This is a genomic window from Microbacterium sp. F2 (genome assembly GCF_052274505.1).
Lineage (GTDB): Bacteria > Actinomycetota > Actinomycetes > Actinomycetales > Microbacteriaceae > Microbacterium.
In genome coordinates, this window is record NZ_JBNVBV010000004.1 from 36,348 (window position 1) to 52,153 (window position 15,806).

Annotated in this window: 11 protein-coding genes and 3 rRNA genes; all 14 read right to left on the reverse strand. The window is 63.1% G+C overall.

The features are described 5' to 3' along the window. Positions 1–10: 10 nt before the first annotated feature. The 14 genes from ACQVDU_RS09190 to ACQVDU_RS09255 all read right to left on the reverse strand — a co-directional run bounded on the left by ACQVDU_RS09190 (position 11) and on the right by ACQVDU_RS09255 (position 15,782). On the reverse strand, positions 11–232 hold the full coding sequence (locus ACQVDU_RS09190; RefSeq protein ID WP_443476950.1) for a hypothetical protein: 222 nt from the start codon (positions 230–232) through the stop codon (positions 11–13). 57 nt (positions 233–289) lie between these two features. Beyond that, a complete protein-coding gene (locus ACQVDU_RS09195) occupies positions 290–1,324 on the reverse strand; it encodes an HAD-IIA family hydrolase (RefSeq protein WP_443476951.1) in 1,035 nt (344 codons plus the stop codon). Further along, positions 1,324–1,977, reverse strand: coding sequence for a hypothetical protein (locus ACQVDU_RS09200; protein ID WP_443476952.1), 654 nt, complete (start codon positions 1,975–1,977; stop codon positions 1,324–1,326). The genes ACQVDU_RS09195 and ACQVDU_RS09200 overlap by 1 nt, the downstream gene beginning before the upstream one ends. Before the next feature lie 59 nt (positions 1,978–2,036). After that, complete coding sequence (locus ACQVDU_RS09205; protein WP_363496429.1) at positions 2,037–2,453, reverse strand: hypothetical protein; 417 nt, start codon at positions 2,451–2,453, stop codon at positions 2,037–2,039. 126 nt (positions 2,454–2,579) lie between these two features. Next, positions 2,580–2,696, reverse strand: a 5S ribosomal RNA gene (gene rrf / locus ACQVDU_RS09210). A gap of 102 nt (positions 2,697–2,798) precedes the next feature. Next, positions 2,799–5,900 (reverse strand): 23S ribosomal RNA (locus tag ACQVDU_RS09215). A gap of 401 nt (positions 5,901–6,301) precedes the next feature. Next, positions 6,302–7,823, reverse strand: a 16S ribosomal RNA gene (locus ACQVDU_RS09220). The 16S, 23S and 5S rRNA genes sit together here, the layout of an rRNA operon. A 513-nt stretch (positions 7,824–8,336) precedes the next feature. Continuing rightward, on the reverse strand, positions 8,337–9,665 hold the full coding sequence (tyrS, locus tag ACQVDU_RS09225) for a tyrosine--tRNA ligase (protein WP_363496432.1): 1,329 nt from the start codon (positions 9,663–9,665) through the stop codon (positions 8,337–8,339). A 40-nt stretch (positions 9,666–9,705) separates the two neighbouring features. Continuing rightward, positions 9,706–10,404 (reverse strand): hypothetical protein, encoded by a 699-nt coding sequence (locus ACQVDU_RS09230; RefSeq protein ID WP_363496435.1) that lies wholly within the window; start codon positions 10,402–10,404, stop codon positions 9,706–9,708. Continuing rightward, positions 10,401–11,045 carry a SatD family protein gene (locus ACQVDU_RS09235; RefSeq protein WP_363496438.1) on the reverse strand — a complete coding sequence of 215 codons (645 nt, stop codon included), beginning with the start codon at positions 11,043–11,045 and terminating at the stop codon, positions 10,401–10,403. Before ACQVDU_RS09235 ends, ACQVDU_RS09230 begins: the two co-directional genes overlap by 4 nt. A 69-nt stretch (positions 11,046–11,114) precedes the next feature. Beyond that, the gene (gene argH / locus ACQVDU_RS09240; protein ID WP_300592732.1) at positions 11,115–12,542 is read right to left on the reverse strand and encodes an argininosuccinate lyase; all 1,428 of its coding nucleotides are present in this window, start codon (positions 12,540–12,542) and stop codon (positions 11,115–11,117) included. Further along, positions 12,539–13,624: a heparan-alpha-glucosaminide N-acetyltransferase domain-containing protein gene (locus ACQVDU_RS09245; protein WP_443476953.1), complete on the reverse strand. Its 1,086-nt coding sequence runs from the start codon at positions 13,622–13,624 to the stop codon at positions 12,539–12,541. Before ACQVDU_RS09245 ends, argH begins: the two co-directional genes overlap by 4 nt. Beyond that, complete coding sequence (argF, locus tag ACQVDU_RS09250) at positions 13,603–14,526, reverse strand: ornithine carbamoyltransferase (protein WP_300592726.1); 924 nt, start codon at positions 14,524–14,526, stop codon at positions 13,603–13,605. The genes ACQVDU_RS09245 and argF overlap by 22 nt, the downstream gene beginning before the upstream one ends. Next, on the reverse strand, positions 14,523–15,782 hold the full coding sequence (locus ACQVDU_RS09255) for an acetylornithine transaminase (protein WP_443477042.1): 1,260 nt from the start codon (positions 15,780–15,782) through the stop codon (positions 14,523–14,525). Before ACQVDU_RS09255 ends, argF begins: the two co-directional genes overlap by 4 nt. Positions 15,783–15,806: the final 24 nt, after the last annotated feature.

Genomic DNA, 15,806 nt, shown 5'->3' on the forward strand with positions numbered 1-15,806 from the left:
CGGCGAGAGATCACCGATGAGGGAGGTCGGGATTGTGCTCCAGGCGCCGCGCCAGATCCTCGTGGATCGCTTCGTACGCCGCCGCACGGTCAGACAGCGGCTGCGACTCGACGATGTCGAGCCGTGAGAGCAGATCCTCGTCGGGGCGCGGAGCGGTGGCATCGGGCACGTCGTCGCCGGTCCCGGCCAGGTTGGAAGCGGCATCCTCGTCGGAACGATCGTCGCTGAGCATGACACCCAGACTACGGGCGCGACAGCACCTCCCGCGCGTAACGAGCCAGCTGAGGGTTCAGGGGCGGTGGAACGGATCCGCGTAGAGGCGCTCGGGCACACGGAACCCGAAGATCGCACGCCCTGTCCCCCAGATTGCCGCAGCTCCCGCGCGCAGCAGGTCGATGGGGCGCTCTCCCTCCGCCAGGATCTCGACGTCCGGGCCATCAATGCGAACCCGAGCGCCGCGCACGTCGGTCACCCCATCACGGGTCACCGCCTCGGGGTAGGGCTCCGACAGCTCCCGAAGGTCACCGAGGATGAAGGTCGGCTGCGATCCGGCCGGAGCTGCAAGCACATGCTTGGGCCGATCGATACCCGTCAGCACCAGGGCCGAGGCGATTCCCGCCCGGCACGCACCGAGGATGTCGGTGTCGAGACGGTCTCCGATGAAGAGCGGATGCTCTGCGCCGAACCGGGCGACGGCTTCTTCGAAGATGGGGGTTTCGGGCTTTCCCGCGACCGTCGCTAAGCGACCGACCGCGGTGTGAACCGCTGATACCAGAGTACCGTTGCCCGGCGCAATGCCGCGCGCCTGCGGGATCGTCCAGTCGGTGTTCGTCGCGATCCAGGGGATCCCACCCTCGTCTTCCGGAATCTTCAGCGCGAAGGCGGCCTCTGCCAGCTGCTTCCAGCCCACATCAGGCGCAAATCCCTGAACGACGGCGGCCGGGGAGTCCTCGGCGCTGCGGCTGACGACGTATCCTGCCTTCTCGAGTTCGACGACGAGACCTTCCCCGCCGACGACGAGAATGGTCGCACCCGGTTCGACACGACTGCGAAGCAGGCGCATGGCAGCCTGCGGGCTCGTGACGACGTCAGATGCCTCCACCGCAAGCCCCAGCTCCCGCAGGTGCTCGGCGACAGCCTCATCGGTGCGGGACGCGTTGTTGGTGATGAACCCCAGACGCCGTTGTCCCAGCCCGGACAGGCTCTCTACTGCCCACGGCAGCGCACCGGCTCCGGCGTAGACAACACCGTCGAGGTCGGCCAGGACCACATCCACCCCATCAAGCGGCGTTGACGAGGCGCGGCGACGCGAGAACACCGCCATCAGCGGGGCCCGTCGAGGCGGTCGGCACCACTTTCCGGGTCGGATGCCGGATTCCCGGTGTTAGCCGGTGAGGTGGGCTCCTCCGCAGGCACCGTCTCTTCGGGTTCGATGTCCTCGACGAACAGCTCTTCGCTCTCGGCGTAGCCGGCTGCCACATCCAGAGCGTCAGCGGCGATGATCGCGCGCCGCTGCCACTCCTGCGCTTCCTCGATGCGCCCCAGTTCCTCCAGAACTGTCGCACGCGCAGCAAAGAGCGCCGGCGACCACTCAAACGCGCGGTCTGGGTCAAGCTCTGGAATATCGAGTTCGCTCAGTGCACGCTCGGGCTCGCCGAGATCCAGACGCGCACCAGACATCGCAATCGCAAGCTCGACCCGCACGCCCGCTGGGAGCGCGGCACGGTCAACAGCTCGCCCGGCCTCCAGGGCGCGATCAGGCCGACCAACCCCGCGCTCGCTGTCGACCATCAGGGCGATCTGGTCATCCCTGCCCGAGATACGACGGTAAGTACGCAGTTCACGCAGTGCGAGCGCAAAGTCGCCGGTCGCGTACGCAGTGATCGCCGCCGTCTCACGAACCACAGCAATGCGTCCTGCGCGCTTAACCGCAGCCTGTGCGTGCGCGTGCGCGAGCGTCGGATCGGTATCAATCACCCGCGCCGCCATGGCGAGGTGACGAGCGACGGCATCCGCGTTCTCTTTGCTCAGGGTCTTCAGCTCGTTGCGTGCCGGCGCCGCAAGATCTCGCGCCGTGATCTCCTCGGGGACCTCCGGCCCGCGCTCCCGATCGTCTTCGACACGGGGCGGACGATCCGGACGCCCAGCACGATCGGGACGCCCGCGCTCAGAAGACCGACCGGCGCCCGAGGGGCGTTTGCCCGCACCGTCACGATCCGTGCTGCGTGGCCTGCCACGGTCGTCGGAACGCGGTGGCCGCCCGTCGCTCGAGCGCGACGCGCCGTCTCGGCCACCGCTCGGAGAGCGACGACCGGCCGCATCGCGCGAGGGCTGACGATCTGCCCCGCTGCGTCGATCGCCACCGGCACGATCAGGACGCCCACCCCGGGCGGGCCCACGCTCTCCCCGAGGACGTGAAGGCCTCTGGTTTCGGCTGCCGCGCGAAGAATCATCCGCCTCAGCGGCGTTGTCCTCTGCCATGTCCTGCCCGATCCTTCCACAGTGGCGTGCATGCACCATGCAACGGCCCGTTAACGCGAAATGGCCACCCAACGATGGGTGGCCATTTCGTGAAAGAAGTCCGGCGGTGTCCTACTCTCCCACAGGGTCCCCCCTGCAGTACCATCGGCGCTGAGAGGCTTAGCTTCCGGGTTCGGAATGGGACCGGGCGTTTCCCTCTCGCTATGGCCGCCGAAACACTATTGATGTTTCAGTCTGCACAACAAAAGTCATTGTCATGCGGTTCTCGACCGTACATCGAGAACCACTCAGTGGACGCAAGCACCAAAAAACGGTGTGTTATCAAGTCATCGGCTTATTAGTACCAGTCAGCTGCACGTGTTACCACGCTTCCACATCTGGCCTATCAACCCAGTAGTCTGCTGGGAGCCTCTCGCCCGTAGGCATGGAAGTCTCATCTTGAGGCCGGCTTCCCGCTTAGATGCTTTCAGCGGTTATCCATCCCGAACGTAGCTAATCAGCGGTGCTCCTGGCGGAACAACTGACACACCAGAGGTTCGTCCAACCCGGTCCTCTCGTACTAGGGTCAGATCCTCTCAAACTTCCTACGCGCGCAGCGGATAGGGACCGAACTGTCTCACGACGTTCTAAACCCAGCTCGCGTACCGCTTTAATGGGCGAACAGCCCAACCCTTGGGACCTACTCCAGCCCCAGGATGCGACGAGCCGACATCGAGGTGCCAAACCATGCCGTCGATATGGACTCTTGGGCAAGATCAGCCTGTTATCCCCGAGGTACCTTTTATCCGTTGAGCGACAGCGCTTCCACAAGCCACTGCCGGATCACTAGTCCCGACTTTCGTCCCTGCTCGACCTGTCAGTCTCACAGTCAAGCTCCCTTGTGCACTTACACTCGCCACCTGATTGCCAACCAGGTTGAGGGAACCTTTGGGCGCCTCCGTTACTTTTTGGGAGGCAACCGCCCCAGTTAAACTACCCACCAGGCACTGTCCCTGAACCGGATTACGGTTCTAAGTTAGACATCCAGAGTGACCAGAGTGGTATTTCAACAATGACTCCACAAGAACTGGCGTCCCTGCTTCAAAGTCTCCCACCTATCCTACACAAGCCACACCGAACACCAATACCAAGCTGTAGTAAAGGTCACGGGGTCTTTCCGTCCTGCTGCGCGTAACGAGCATCTTTACTCGTAGTGCAATTTCGCCGAGTTCGCGGTTGAGACAGTTGGGAAGTCGTTACGCCATTCGTGCAGGTCGGAACTTACCCGACAAGGAATTTCGCTACCTTAGGATGGTTATAGTTACCACCGCCGTTTACTGGGGCTTAAATTCTCAGCTTCGCCTTGCGGCTAACCGGTCCTCTTAACCTTCCAGCACCGGGCAGGCGTCAGTCCGTATACATCGTCTTGCGACTTGGCACGGACCTGTGTTTTTAGTAAACAGTCGCTACCCACTAGTCTCTGCGGCCTCCAAACGCTTTCGGAGCAAGTCCTAATACGTCGAAGGCCCCCCTTCTCCCGAAGTTACGGGGGCATTTTGCCGAGTTCCTTAACCACGATTCTCTCGATCTCCTTGGTATTCTCTACCTGACCACCTGAGTCGGTTTGGGGTACGGGCGGCTAGAACCTCGCGTCGATGCTTTTCTTGGCAGCATAGGATCACCCACTTTTTATCCGCATCGTGTCTCAGCCATAAGAGTGACGGATTTGCCTATCACTCGGCCTACGCACTTGCACCAGGACAACCATCGCCTGGCTTGGGCTACCTTCCTGCGTCACACCTGTTAATACGCTAACCGCACCAGCATGGGTTCATGCGCTAGGCCCAATGCCTCACCCCGAAGGGATCGTACAAAGGGATTCGGGCATTTAGCACCACTGGATTGATTGGGGCGGTTCTTCGCCGGTACGGGAATATCAACCCGTTGTCCATCGACTACGCCTGTCGGCCTCGCCTTAGGTCCCGACTTACCCAGGGAAGATTAGCTTGACCCTGGAACCCTTGGTCTTTCGGAGGACGTGTTTCTCACACGTCTTTCGCTACTCATGCCTGCATTCTCACTCGTGTAGCCTCCACGGCTGGTTCACACCGCCGCTTCGCTGGCCACACGACGCTCTCCTACCCATCAACACGGCTGGACCACGAAGGCCTACCAATAATGTCAATGCCACAACTTCGGTGGCGTGCTTGAGCCCCGTTACATTGTCGGCGCGGAATCACTTGACCAGTGAGCTATTACGCACTCTTTCAAGGGTGGCTGCTTCTAAGCCAACCTCCTGGTTGTCTGAGCAACTCCACATCCTTTCCCACTTAGCACGCGCTTAGGGACCTTAGTTGGTGGTCTGGGTTGTTTCCCTCTCGACTATGAAGCTTATCCCCCACAGTCTCACTGCTGCGCTCTCACTTACCGGCATTCGGAGTTTGGCTGACGTCAGTAACCTTGTAGGGCCCATCGGCCATCCAGTAGCTCTACCTCCGGCAAGAAACACGCAACGCTGCACCTAAATGCATTTCGGAGAGAACCAGCTATCACGAAGTTTGATTGGCCTTTCACCCCTATCCACAGCTCATCCCCTCAGTTTTCAACCTAAGTGGGTTCGGCCCTCCACGACGTCTTACCGTCGCTTCAGCCTGGCCATGGATAGATCACTTCGCTTCGGGTCTAGGACATGCGACTGGATCGCCCTATTCAGACTCGCTTTCGCTACGGCTACCCCACACGGGTTAACCTCGCCACATATCGCTAACTCGCAGGCTCATTCTTCAAAAGGCACGCTGTCACAGCTGCTAGGACTGCTCCAACGGTTTGTAAGCAAACGGTTTCAGGTACTATTTCACTCCCCTCCCGGGGTACTTTTCACCTTTCCCTCACGGTACTTGTCCGCTATCGGTCATCTGGGAGTATTTAGGCTTATCAGGTGGTCCTGACAGATTCACACGGGATTTCTCGGGCCCCGTGCTACTTGGGATACTTCTCGCGCCAAGGGAGGCATTTCGACTACGGGGTTGGCACCCTCTATGACTGGCCTTTCAATGCCATTCGTCTATACCTTCTTGTAACGCTTGCTGATCGGCAGAACAGCACGAAAAGTCCCACAACCCCGAATACGCAACTCCTGCCGGATATCACACGTACTCGGTTTAGCCTGTTCCGGTTTCGCTCGCCACTACTAACGGAATCGCGGTTGCTTTCTCTTCCTGTGGGTACTGAGATGTTTCACTTCCCCACGTTCCCTCTACCCGCCCTATATATTCAGGCGGGAGTCACTGGGTCGGCACGCCGCCCAGCGGGGTTTCCCCATTCGGAGATCCTCGGATCAAAGTGTGCTTATCCACTCCCCGAGGCTTATCGCAGATTGCTACGTCCTTCTTCGGCTCCAGATGCCAAGGCATCCACCGTTTGCTCTTAAAGACTTGAAATCACATGAGTTTTATCAAGAATCGGTTTGGACCGAAGTCCAACTCGAAATTGATTAATGATCTTTAAGATCATCAATATGAACTGAAAAATCAGTTCAAAAGATGCTCGCGTCCACTGTGTAGTTCTCAAAGTACGGGCGGTACCTCTCCCGCGTGTCGCTGTGCGACCGCCAGAAAAGGCCCTGAGGTTCAGCTGCCGCTATCGCGGCATCCGGTCCCTCAGGACCCAACAGCGTGCATGTGTCGATCGTTCACGATCCGCGGTTCCAGTCCCGAAGGACGTACTGAGCGGGGCGATCTTCGATCGACACCTCGTCAAATGTTCCACCCATGAGCTAACCGGCGAGAACGTTCGTCTCGATCCGGCGCCTGGACACCCTAGGGTGCCAGATGCTCCTTAGAAAGGAGGTGATCCAGCCGCACCTTCCGGTACGGCTACCTTGTTACGACTTAGTCCTAATTACCGATCCCACCTTCGACGGCTCCCTCCACAAGGGTTGGGCCACCGGCTTCAGGTGTTACCGACTTTCATGACTTGACGGGCGGTGTGTACAAGACCCGGGAACGTATTCACCGCAGCGTTGCTGATCTGCGATTACTAGCGACTCCGACTTCATGAGGTCGAGTTGCAGACCTCAATCCGAACTGGGACCGGCTTTTTGGGATTCGCTCCACCTCGCGGTATTGCAGCCCTTTGTACCGGCCATTGTAGCATGCGTGAAGCCCAAGACATAAGGGGCATGATGATTTGACGTCATCCCCACCTTCCTCCGAGTTGACCCCGGCAGTATCCCATGAGTTCCCACCATTACGTGCTGGCAACATAGAACGAGGGTTGCGCTCGTTGCGGGACTTAACCCAACATCTCACGACACGAGCTGACGACAACCATGCACCACCTGTTTACGAGTGTCCAAAGAGTTCTACATTTCTGCAGCGTTCTCGTATATGTCAAGCCTTGGTAAGGTTCTTCGCGTTGCATCGAATTAATCCGCATGCTCCGCCGCTTGTGCGGGTCCCCGTCAATTCCTTTGAGTTTTAGCCTTGCGGCCGTACTCCCCAGGCGGGGAACTTAATGCGTTAGCTGCGTCACGGAATCCGTGGAATGGACCCCACAACTAGTTCCCAACGTTTACGGGGTGGACTACCAGGGTATCTAAGCCTGTTTGCTCCCCACCCTTTCGCTCCTCAGCGTCAGTTACGGCCCAGAGATCTGCCTTCGCCATCGGTGTTCCTCCTGATATCTGCGCATTCCACCGCTACACCAGGAATTCCAATCTCCCCTACCGCACTCTAGTCTGCCCGTACCCACTGCAGGCCCGAGGTTGAGCCTCGGGTTTTCACAGCAGACGCGACAGACCGCCTACGAGCTCTTTACGCCCAATAATTCCGGATAACGCTTGCGCCCTACGTATTACCGCGGCTGCTGGCACGTAGTTAGCCGGCGCTTTTTCTGCAGGTACCGTCACTTTCGCTTCTTTCCTGCTAAAAGAGGTTTACAACCCGAAGGCCGTCGTCCCTCACGCGGCGTTGCTGCATCAGGCTTTCGCCCATTGTGCAATATTCCCCACTGCTGCCTCCCGTAGGAGTCTGGGCCGTGTCTCAGTCCCAGTGTGGCCGGTCACCCTCTCAGGCCGGCTACCCGTCGACGCCTTGGTGAGCCGTTACCTCACCAACAAGCTGATAGGCCGCGAGCTCATCCCTGACCGAAATTCTTTCCAGCTGCTGAAGATGCCTTCGCAGCTCGTATCCGGTATTAGACGCCGTTTCCAGCGCTTATCCCAGAGTCAGGGGCAGATTGCTCACGTGTTACTCACCCGTTCGCCACTGATCCACAGAGCAAGCTCTGCTTCACCGTTCGACTTGCATGTGTTAAGCACGCCGCCAGCGTTCATCCTGAGCCAGGATCAAACTCTCCGTGAAAGAAATTTGCTGCGATCAGCCGGAAATTGACTGAAGCAGCGAGTTTGATCTGACCAAAGGGATGTCATTGCTGACTATCCGTTGCCGGCACCGAAGTGCCGGACTTTGATCCAAAGGAATCTCATTCAGCCGAAGCTGAATCGAGGTTTTTTGGCATTTGACAAGTGCACGCTGTTGAGTTCTCAAGGATCGGATGCTCCTGCTTTCGGTCTCTCGACCTCCCCGCAGGGCAACTTCTCTATCTTATCCGTTTCTCCGTGGCTGTCAAATCGGCGTCCGGCGAGTCTCAGACTCGCTCGAGCGGTCGACAAGACCACCGCGAAGAGCGGATCCCCCATCGTAGACCCGGAGGTCTGCGACTCACAAGGAGTCTTGATGTTGGGGGGTGGTTCACTGCTTGAGGAGGGGAGGCTCTCAGCCTCACCGCGCTCCTTTGGGGCGAACAAGTAAGACATTACGCGGATGTGAACAACGTGACAAATCCTGGCCGCATCCCGGGCGTGTCGCGCCGCATCACGCGGATTTACGCGGGTCAACGAAGACGCCGGCCAGCGTCTTCTTTCCGCGGCGCACCACCGACACTCCCCCGGGCAGCCCGCCCGTGACCAGTGCACCGTCGTCGTCGACACGGTTGCCGTCGAGCGACACTCCGCCCTGCGCGACAGCACGGCGAGCCTCGGAGAGACTGGTGACAAGTCCAGTTGCGACGAGCGCCTCGACGACGGTCATCTCCACCGTCCCCTGCACGTGCGGCAACTCCTCCAGCGCGGTGCGAAGGACCTCGGCATCCAGCGATGTGAGATCACCGTGCCCGAACAAGGCCTCGGAGGCGGCGATCACTCCCGCCGTCGCCTCTGCGCCATGCACGGTCGTCGTGACCTCGAGAGCGAGCCGCCGCTGCGCTGCCCGACGGTAGGGCTCCACCTCGACGAGTCGTTCGTACTCCTCGATCTCTTCGCGGGTGAGGAACGTGAAGATCTTCATCCGCGTGATGACGTCGGCGTCGTCCGTGTTGAGCCAGAACTGGTACATCCGGTACGGAGAGCACATCGCGGCATCCAGCCAGATCGCATTGCCCTCGCTCTTGCCGAACTTCGTGCCGTCGCTGTTGGTGATCAGCGGCGTCCCGATCGCGTGAACTCCCACATGCTCGACATGGTGGACGAGATCCACCCCGCTGGTGAGGTTGCCCCACTGGTCGCTGCCGCCGGTCTGCAGCACGCACCCGTAGGTGCGGTAGAGCTCCAGGAAGTCCATTCCCTGCAGGATCTGGTAGCTGAACTCGGTGTAGCTGATCCCCGCCTCCGAGTTCAGTCGGGCGCTGACGGCATCCTTCTTCAGCATCGTGCCGACCCGGTAGTGCTTGCCGATCTCCCGCAGGAAGTCGATTGCCGACAGCGGCGCGGTCCAGTCGAGGTTGTTGACGATGCGGGCGGCGTTCTCGCCCTCGAAGCTGAGGAACTTCTCGACCTGCGCGCGCAGCCGCGTCACCCACTCCCGCACGGTCTCCGGCGTGTTCAACGTGCGCTCGGCCGTCGGTCGCGGATCGCCGATGAGCCCCGTCGACCCGCCGACAAGTCCCAGGGGGCGATGGCCAGCAAGCTGCAGACGGCGCAGCAACAGCAGCTGCACGAGGTTTCCCAGGTGCAGGCTCGGTGCGGTCGGGTCGAACCCGCAGTAGTACGTGATCGGCTCGCCCCCCAGCAGCTCGCGCAAGGCCTCCTGATCGGTGGATACATGCACCAGACCGCGCCAGACGATCTCGTCCCACACCGATTCGAACGAAGGATCATTCACCGGCTCCAACGCGCGGACGGGGGAATCGGTCGTCAGTTCTGCCACGATTCTCAGGCTAGCAGCGCGCCCACTGCTGACCGGGGAGTCAGATCGAGCTCCCCCACCAGCCGAGGAAAGCCACCGCGAGGGCGGTCGTCCAGCTCACGAGGCTCCCGATGAGGAAGTACTCGGCGCGGATGCCGCCCTCTCCGTCCCGAGAGATCTCAGGAAAGCGGACGATCCCCTTCGCTGCGAGCACCGCGGCCAGGAGCGTGAACGCGCCCGTGAGAGTGAGTGCGAAGACGAGCACACGCTCGATCGGACCGATGAGTCGTCCGCCCTTGAGTGTGGACGCACGTTCTTCTACGGGCACGTCACCGTCCCGAAGCGCGATCCGCACGATCACATTGCCCGATTCGAGCAGGAAGACGAGCGCGCCGACGACCAGGACGGCGACGTCCAGGCTCACTGCGCCGAGCGGCGAGCCGGAGGGCCACACCTCACCAAGCGGCCCCTGGTCTTCTCGGACGCCCAGGAGCGCGACGGAGAGGGCAGCGACAGCCACCACGAGGGCGACGGGCCAGAAGCCGGCACGCCCGCCACGTCGATCCGGGGTAGCCAGCGCCCAGACCGCCGCTACGCCGGCGGCAACGAAGCTCCAGACCGCGGCATCCGCGCCCGCCGAGGCGACGAGAAGGGCCACTCCGAGCACCGCCAGAACAACGGCGCGAGACACCCCGATCAGCGAACGCCGCGTGAGGTCGAGGCAGCCGACCGCCAGGAGGACAATGCCTGCGGCGATCATCCGGACGCGCCGTCCAGGATCTGGAATCCCGCAACAAGTCCTGCGGCACCGCCGGTGGCGAGTGCCTGGGAGACCGCCGACTGCGTGATCCCCTCCTGTGCGGCGAGGTCGTGTTGTGTGCGGCCAAGGCAGCGGCCGTAGGCGAGGCGGCGTGTGCGCGGCGACATCGCGCCGACGATCTCATCGCGGACAAGCAGGTATGCGTTGACGGATCGGACGCGCTCGGCCATGGCGGCATCCTCCCCCGGAGCTGCGACAACGCGCGTCCGGGCGCGCGGTACGGCACGATCCTGAAGCCGGTGCACGGCCTCGACCGCGTCCCGGGCTGACCACCAACCGGGACCGTCGGAGATGTGACCGGTTGCAGACGAGACGGCCCCCACGGCGCCGATGCCGATCCCGAAGCGCAGTTCGATCTCTTCGGGAAGCGCGAGCTGAAGCAGCAGCAGCCACGCAAGCGCGTGATCCAACTCCGCGAAGACCGCCTGGAGTTCGTCAGCGAAGGTCGCCGTCAGCGGCACGAGCGCCGTCGGCCGTTCGGCGTGGACGCGCGCAATCGTCGCCTCCAGCTCGCGCTGCGCAGCATCCCGGTCGGCAAGGCGCCGGGATCCGACGATGTCAGCGATCACCGCGATGGTCACGGAATCAGCCTAGCGCTTATGAAGCAAGATAATAAGCGTGGAACTGATTTTTGGGATCGATCAGTCCCGTCACAGCCCCAGCGCGTGCGCGGCGTCCTGAACGCGGGAAATCAGTTCCGCGCGCTGCTCGGCGACCCGCACCGGAGCAGTTCCGCCGGCGCCGGTCCTACTGGCAACCGATCCTTCGATCGTCAGCACGTCGCGAACTCCCGGCGTGAGCCGCGGCGAGACCTCGGCCAGCAGGTCATCGTCGGCGTCTTCGAGTCCGATTCCACGGGCCTCACATGCCTGCACGAGCTTCCCGGAGATCTCATGAGCATCCCGGAAGGGAACACCTTCTCGAACGAGCCACTCCGCGACGTCCGTGGCAAGTGAGAAGCCCTGCGGCGCGAGCTCCGCCATCCGGCCGGTGTCGAAGCGCAGGGTCGCGACCATCCCGGCGAAGGCGGGCAGGACGGTCTCGAGAGTGCGCACCGAATCGAAGATGGGCTCCTTGTCTTCCTGCAGATCGCGGTTGTACGCCAGGGGCAGACCCTTGAGTGTCGCGAGCAGCCCGGTGAGGTTTCCGATCAGGCGGCCGGCCTTCCCCCTCGCCAGTTCGGCGATATCGGGGTTCTTCTTCTGCGGCATGATGCTCGAGCCTGTCGAGTAGCCGTCGTCGAGCGTGACGAAACCGAACTCGCGCGTGTTCCACACGATGATGTCTTCGGCAAAGCGCGACAGATCGACGCCGATCTGGGCGGCAATGAACGCGAACTCGGCGACGACGTCGCGCGCCGCGGTACCGTCCAGAGAGTTCTCTGCGGGCCGAGAGAGCCCCAATTCTGCAGCGACCAGTGCGGGGTCAAGACCCAGGGTCGATCCGGCGAGCGCTCCCCCGCCGTACGGCGACACCGACGCCCGCGCCGACCAATCGCGAAGTCGTTCGAGGTCGCGCACGAGTGGCCACGCGTGAGCGAGCAGGTGGTGCGCGAGCAGAATCGGTTGCGCGTGCTGCAGGTGAGTGCGCCCCGGCATGATGGCGGCGGGGTGCGCCTCGGCCTGGGCGACGATGGCGTCGATGAGACGGACGATCTCACGCACCAGCATCCGCGTGTGGTCGAGGAGGTACATCCGCACCAGCGTTGCGATCTGGTCGTTGCGGCTGCGTCCGGCCCGGAGCTTTCCGCCGAGCTCGGGACCGACGATCTCGATGAGCGCCTGCTCGAGCGCACCGTGGACGTCTTCGTCCTGAGGCCGGGCAACGACGTCGCCACGGGCAACGGCAGCCGCGAGCTCGTCGAGACCGACGCGCATGCTGGCAGCTTCGTCGGCGCTGAGATAGCCCGCGGCCTCGAGGGCCGATGCGTGGGCACGCGATCCTCGGATGTCGTACGCGGCGAGCGCCCAGTCGAAGTGGGTGGAGACGCTCAGGGCTGCAAGCTCGGGCGAGGGGCCCGAAGCGAATCGCGCACCCCAGAGGGCACCATCGTGCGTTGCATCACCCGTCGCAGTCATCCTGCCAGCCTATCCGCGCGCGGCCGCGACACCCGATCGACCAGCCGTTCGAGGGGACCACGTCCAAGGAGCAGCGCCCACACGAGACAGGCTGCGATGATCCCGAGGGTCATCGGCCAGAACGGGTTCAGGGCGCGGAACCCGAAGAGGTCGGAGGTCGTTCCCAGCGCCACGAACGCCCACACCGCCCAGACGACGATCTGCGCGGAGTACGCCGTCAGCGGCATGGCACCCAGCGTCCGGATCGGAAGTACGAGGGCTCGCAGGACGGTGCGGCACACCAGCACGCACAGCGCGATGATCGCGATCGCGAACCCGCCCGAGCCCCACACCTCGAGGATGCCGCCGCTATGCTCGCTCGCTCGCCACACCTGGCCGAGATAGTCATCTTCGGGGGCCGGAAGCACGACGGCGAGCGTTTCTGCCACCGCGGCAACCGCCATGCCCACGCCCGCGGTGATCCACAGCACCGCTACGCGCGTGAGATCGAGGCGCCCGATCGCCATTCCGGCCAGCAGAAACGCAAGCCACAGCGGAGCAGGATAGGCCCATCCGGTCACGAGGAACAGAGCCTCGCCCGGCGCCGTGTCCCAGAACGAAGCCGCCTCGATTGGCGGAAGCAGCCATGGCACGACCGTCGCCACCGCGACAGCCCAGATCCACAGGGCCCCGGTGCGTACGCGCACGAACGGGATCGCCGCGGCGAACAGGATTGCGTAGGCGGGCAGGATGACGTACACCGGTACGCCTGTGAGGATGAGGGCGATACCGATGACCCAGAGCACGAGCGCTCGCCACGCCAGCCACCGACCGGGTTCGCGGGGAGCGCGAGGGCCGGTGGTAACGATCGAGATCGAGACCCCGGCGAGTGTCGCAAACAGAATCGATGAGCGACCACCGGCAATCCCGCCCCAGGTCGCCGGATCGGTCCAGTCGATCTCGGGCAGCGTGAACAGGTGGGCTGCGAGCATCCCGATCACCGCGAGTCCGCGGGCCAGGTCGAGCCCCGGGATCCGTGGTGGCCCGTCCAGGCGCCGGAGATTCCCGACGACCCGATCGGCTACTGCTGTTGCAGCAACCACACCAGGAGCGCCTTCTGCGCGTGGAGTCTGTTCTCGGCTTCGTCCCACACGACGCTCTGCGGACCATCGATGACCTCGGCATCCACTTCGTACCCGCGGTCGGCGGGCAGACAGTGGATGAAGATCGCGTCGTCCTTGGCAAGGCTCATGAGCTCTTGCGACACCTTGTACGGCGTCAGGTCGCGAAGCCGCTGCAGCTTCTCGTCCTCCTTGCCCATCGAGACCCAGGTGTCGGTGACGATGATGTCTGCGCCGGCGGCAGCCTCGTTGGGGTCGGTGTAAAGCGCGACCGAGCCACCGGTCTGCTCTGCCCGGCGGTCGGCATCGGCAACGACATCCTCGCGTGGCGCATACTCCACCGGTGAGGCGACGCGCACGTGCATCCCGGCGGTGACCCCGCCGAGCACATAGGACTGCCCCATGTTCGTGCGCCCGTCCCCGAAGAAGGCCAGCGTGAGACCCTTCAGCTCACCCTTGTGCTCCTGGATCGTGAGCAGGTCGGCCAGGATCTGACACGGATGGAAATCGTCGCTGAGCGCATTGATGACGGGCACCCGGGTTCCGGCGGCCATCTCTTCGAGCCCGGCCTGCGCATAGGTGCGCCAGACGATCGCGGCGACCTGCCGCTCGAGCACGCGGGCGGTGTCGGCAGGGGTCTCCTTGCCACCCAGCTGACTGTTGGCCGTCGAGATGATCAGCGGCGACCCGCCGAGATCGGCGATGCCCACGGCAAACGACACACGGGTACGCGTCGAGGACTTGTCGAAGATCACCGCGACGGTCTGCGGACCCGCCAGCGGCTGGACCTGCCAGCGATCCTTCTTCAGCTCCGCAGCAAGAGCGAGGATCTCCGCCTGCTCTGTCGGGGTCAGGTCATCGTCACGAAGCAGGTGGCGGGTCATTGCGCGGCTTCCTTGTCGTCGGGCTGCGAGGTCTCATCGAGCAGGAGGGCGTCGGTCACGGTTGCCAGGGACGCGGTGAACAGGGTCAAGAACTCGTCGATCTCAACGTCGCCGATCGTAAGGGCCGGCGCGATCCGAATCGTCTCATCGTTGGCGGCATTGACGATGAGTCCGTGTTCCTGCGCCGCTGCGACGACTGCTTTCGCAACGGGACGCGAGAGAGCCACGCCCAGAAGCAGGCCCTGCCCGCGGCATCCGGCAATCAGCGGGGAATCGATCGCGAGGATGCCGTCTCGCACCTGCGCGCCCCGCGTGCGCGCGTTGCTCACCAAGTCGGCGCGCTCGATCTCCTCCAGTACCGCCCCGGCAACCGCGGTGGCCAGCGCGTTACCGCCGAACGTCGAACCGTGGGTGCCGGGGTAGAACAGGTCGCTCGCCGCACCGTACGTGATGAGCGCACCGATCGGGAACCCGCCCCCGATGCCCTTGGCAACGGTGATGGCATCCGGGGTGATGCCGGTGTGCTGGAACGCGAACCACTCGCCGGTGCGGCCAGCGCCGGTCTGGATCTCATCGAGGATGAGAAGCGCGCCGTGGCGCCGGGTCAGCTCGCGGGCCGCCTCGAGGTAGCCGTCCGGGAGCGGCAGAACACCCGCCTCCCCCTTGATGGGTTCGAGGATGAGCGCGGCCACCGAGTCATCCATCGCAGCCTCGAGGGCCTCAACTGTCGAGTCCAGGAGCTCAACACCGGGAACCATCGGAAGGAACGGTTGCTGCATAGCCGGCTTGCCCGTGAGGGCGAGAGTGCCCATCGTGCGGCCGTGGAAGGCGTCGGTGAGAGCGAGGATGCGTGGCCTGTCGGCTCCGCCATGCAGTCGGGCGAGCTTGAACGCCGCTTCGTTGGCCTCCGCTCCCGAGTTCGAGAAGTAGACGCGGCCGGACTCGCCCGTGCCAGCGAGGCGCTTGAGCCTCGCCGCCAAGGCGAGCTGCGGCGGGGTCGCGAAATAGTTCGACACGTGCGCGAGGGTCGCGGCCTGAGCAGAAACCGCCTCGACGAACGCCGGGTGTGCGTGGCCGAGGGAGTTCACCGCGATGCCCGCGAGAAAGTCCAGGTAGCGCTTGCCCGCATCATCCCAGAGGTAGGCGCCCTCGCCGCGGGTGAACAGGGCGAGGCGGTCGCCGGCGTTGGCAAGAAGGTCGCGCCGGGCATCGTGCTGCCAGGATGCCGGAGTCGATGCCTCTGCCTCGTCGTTCATTGCGCCTCTTTTCGTCTCGGGGAG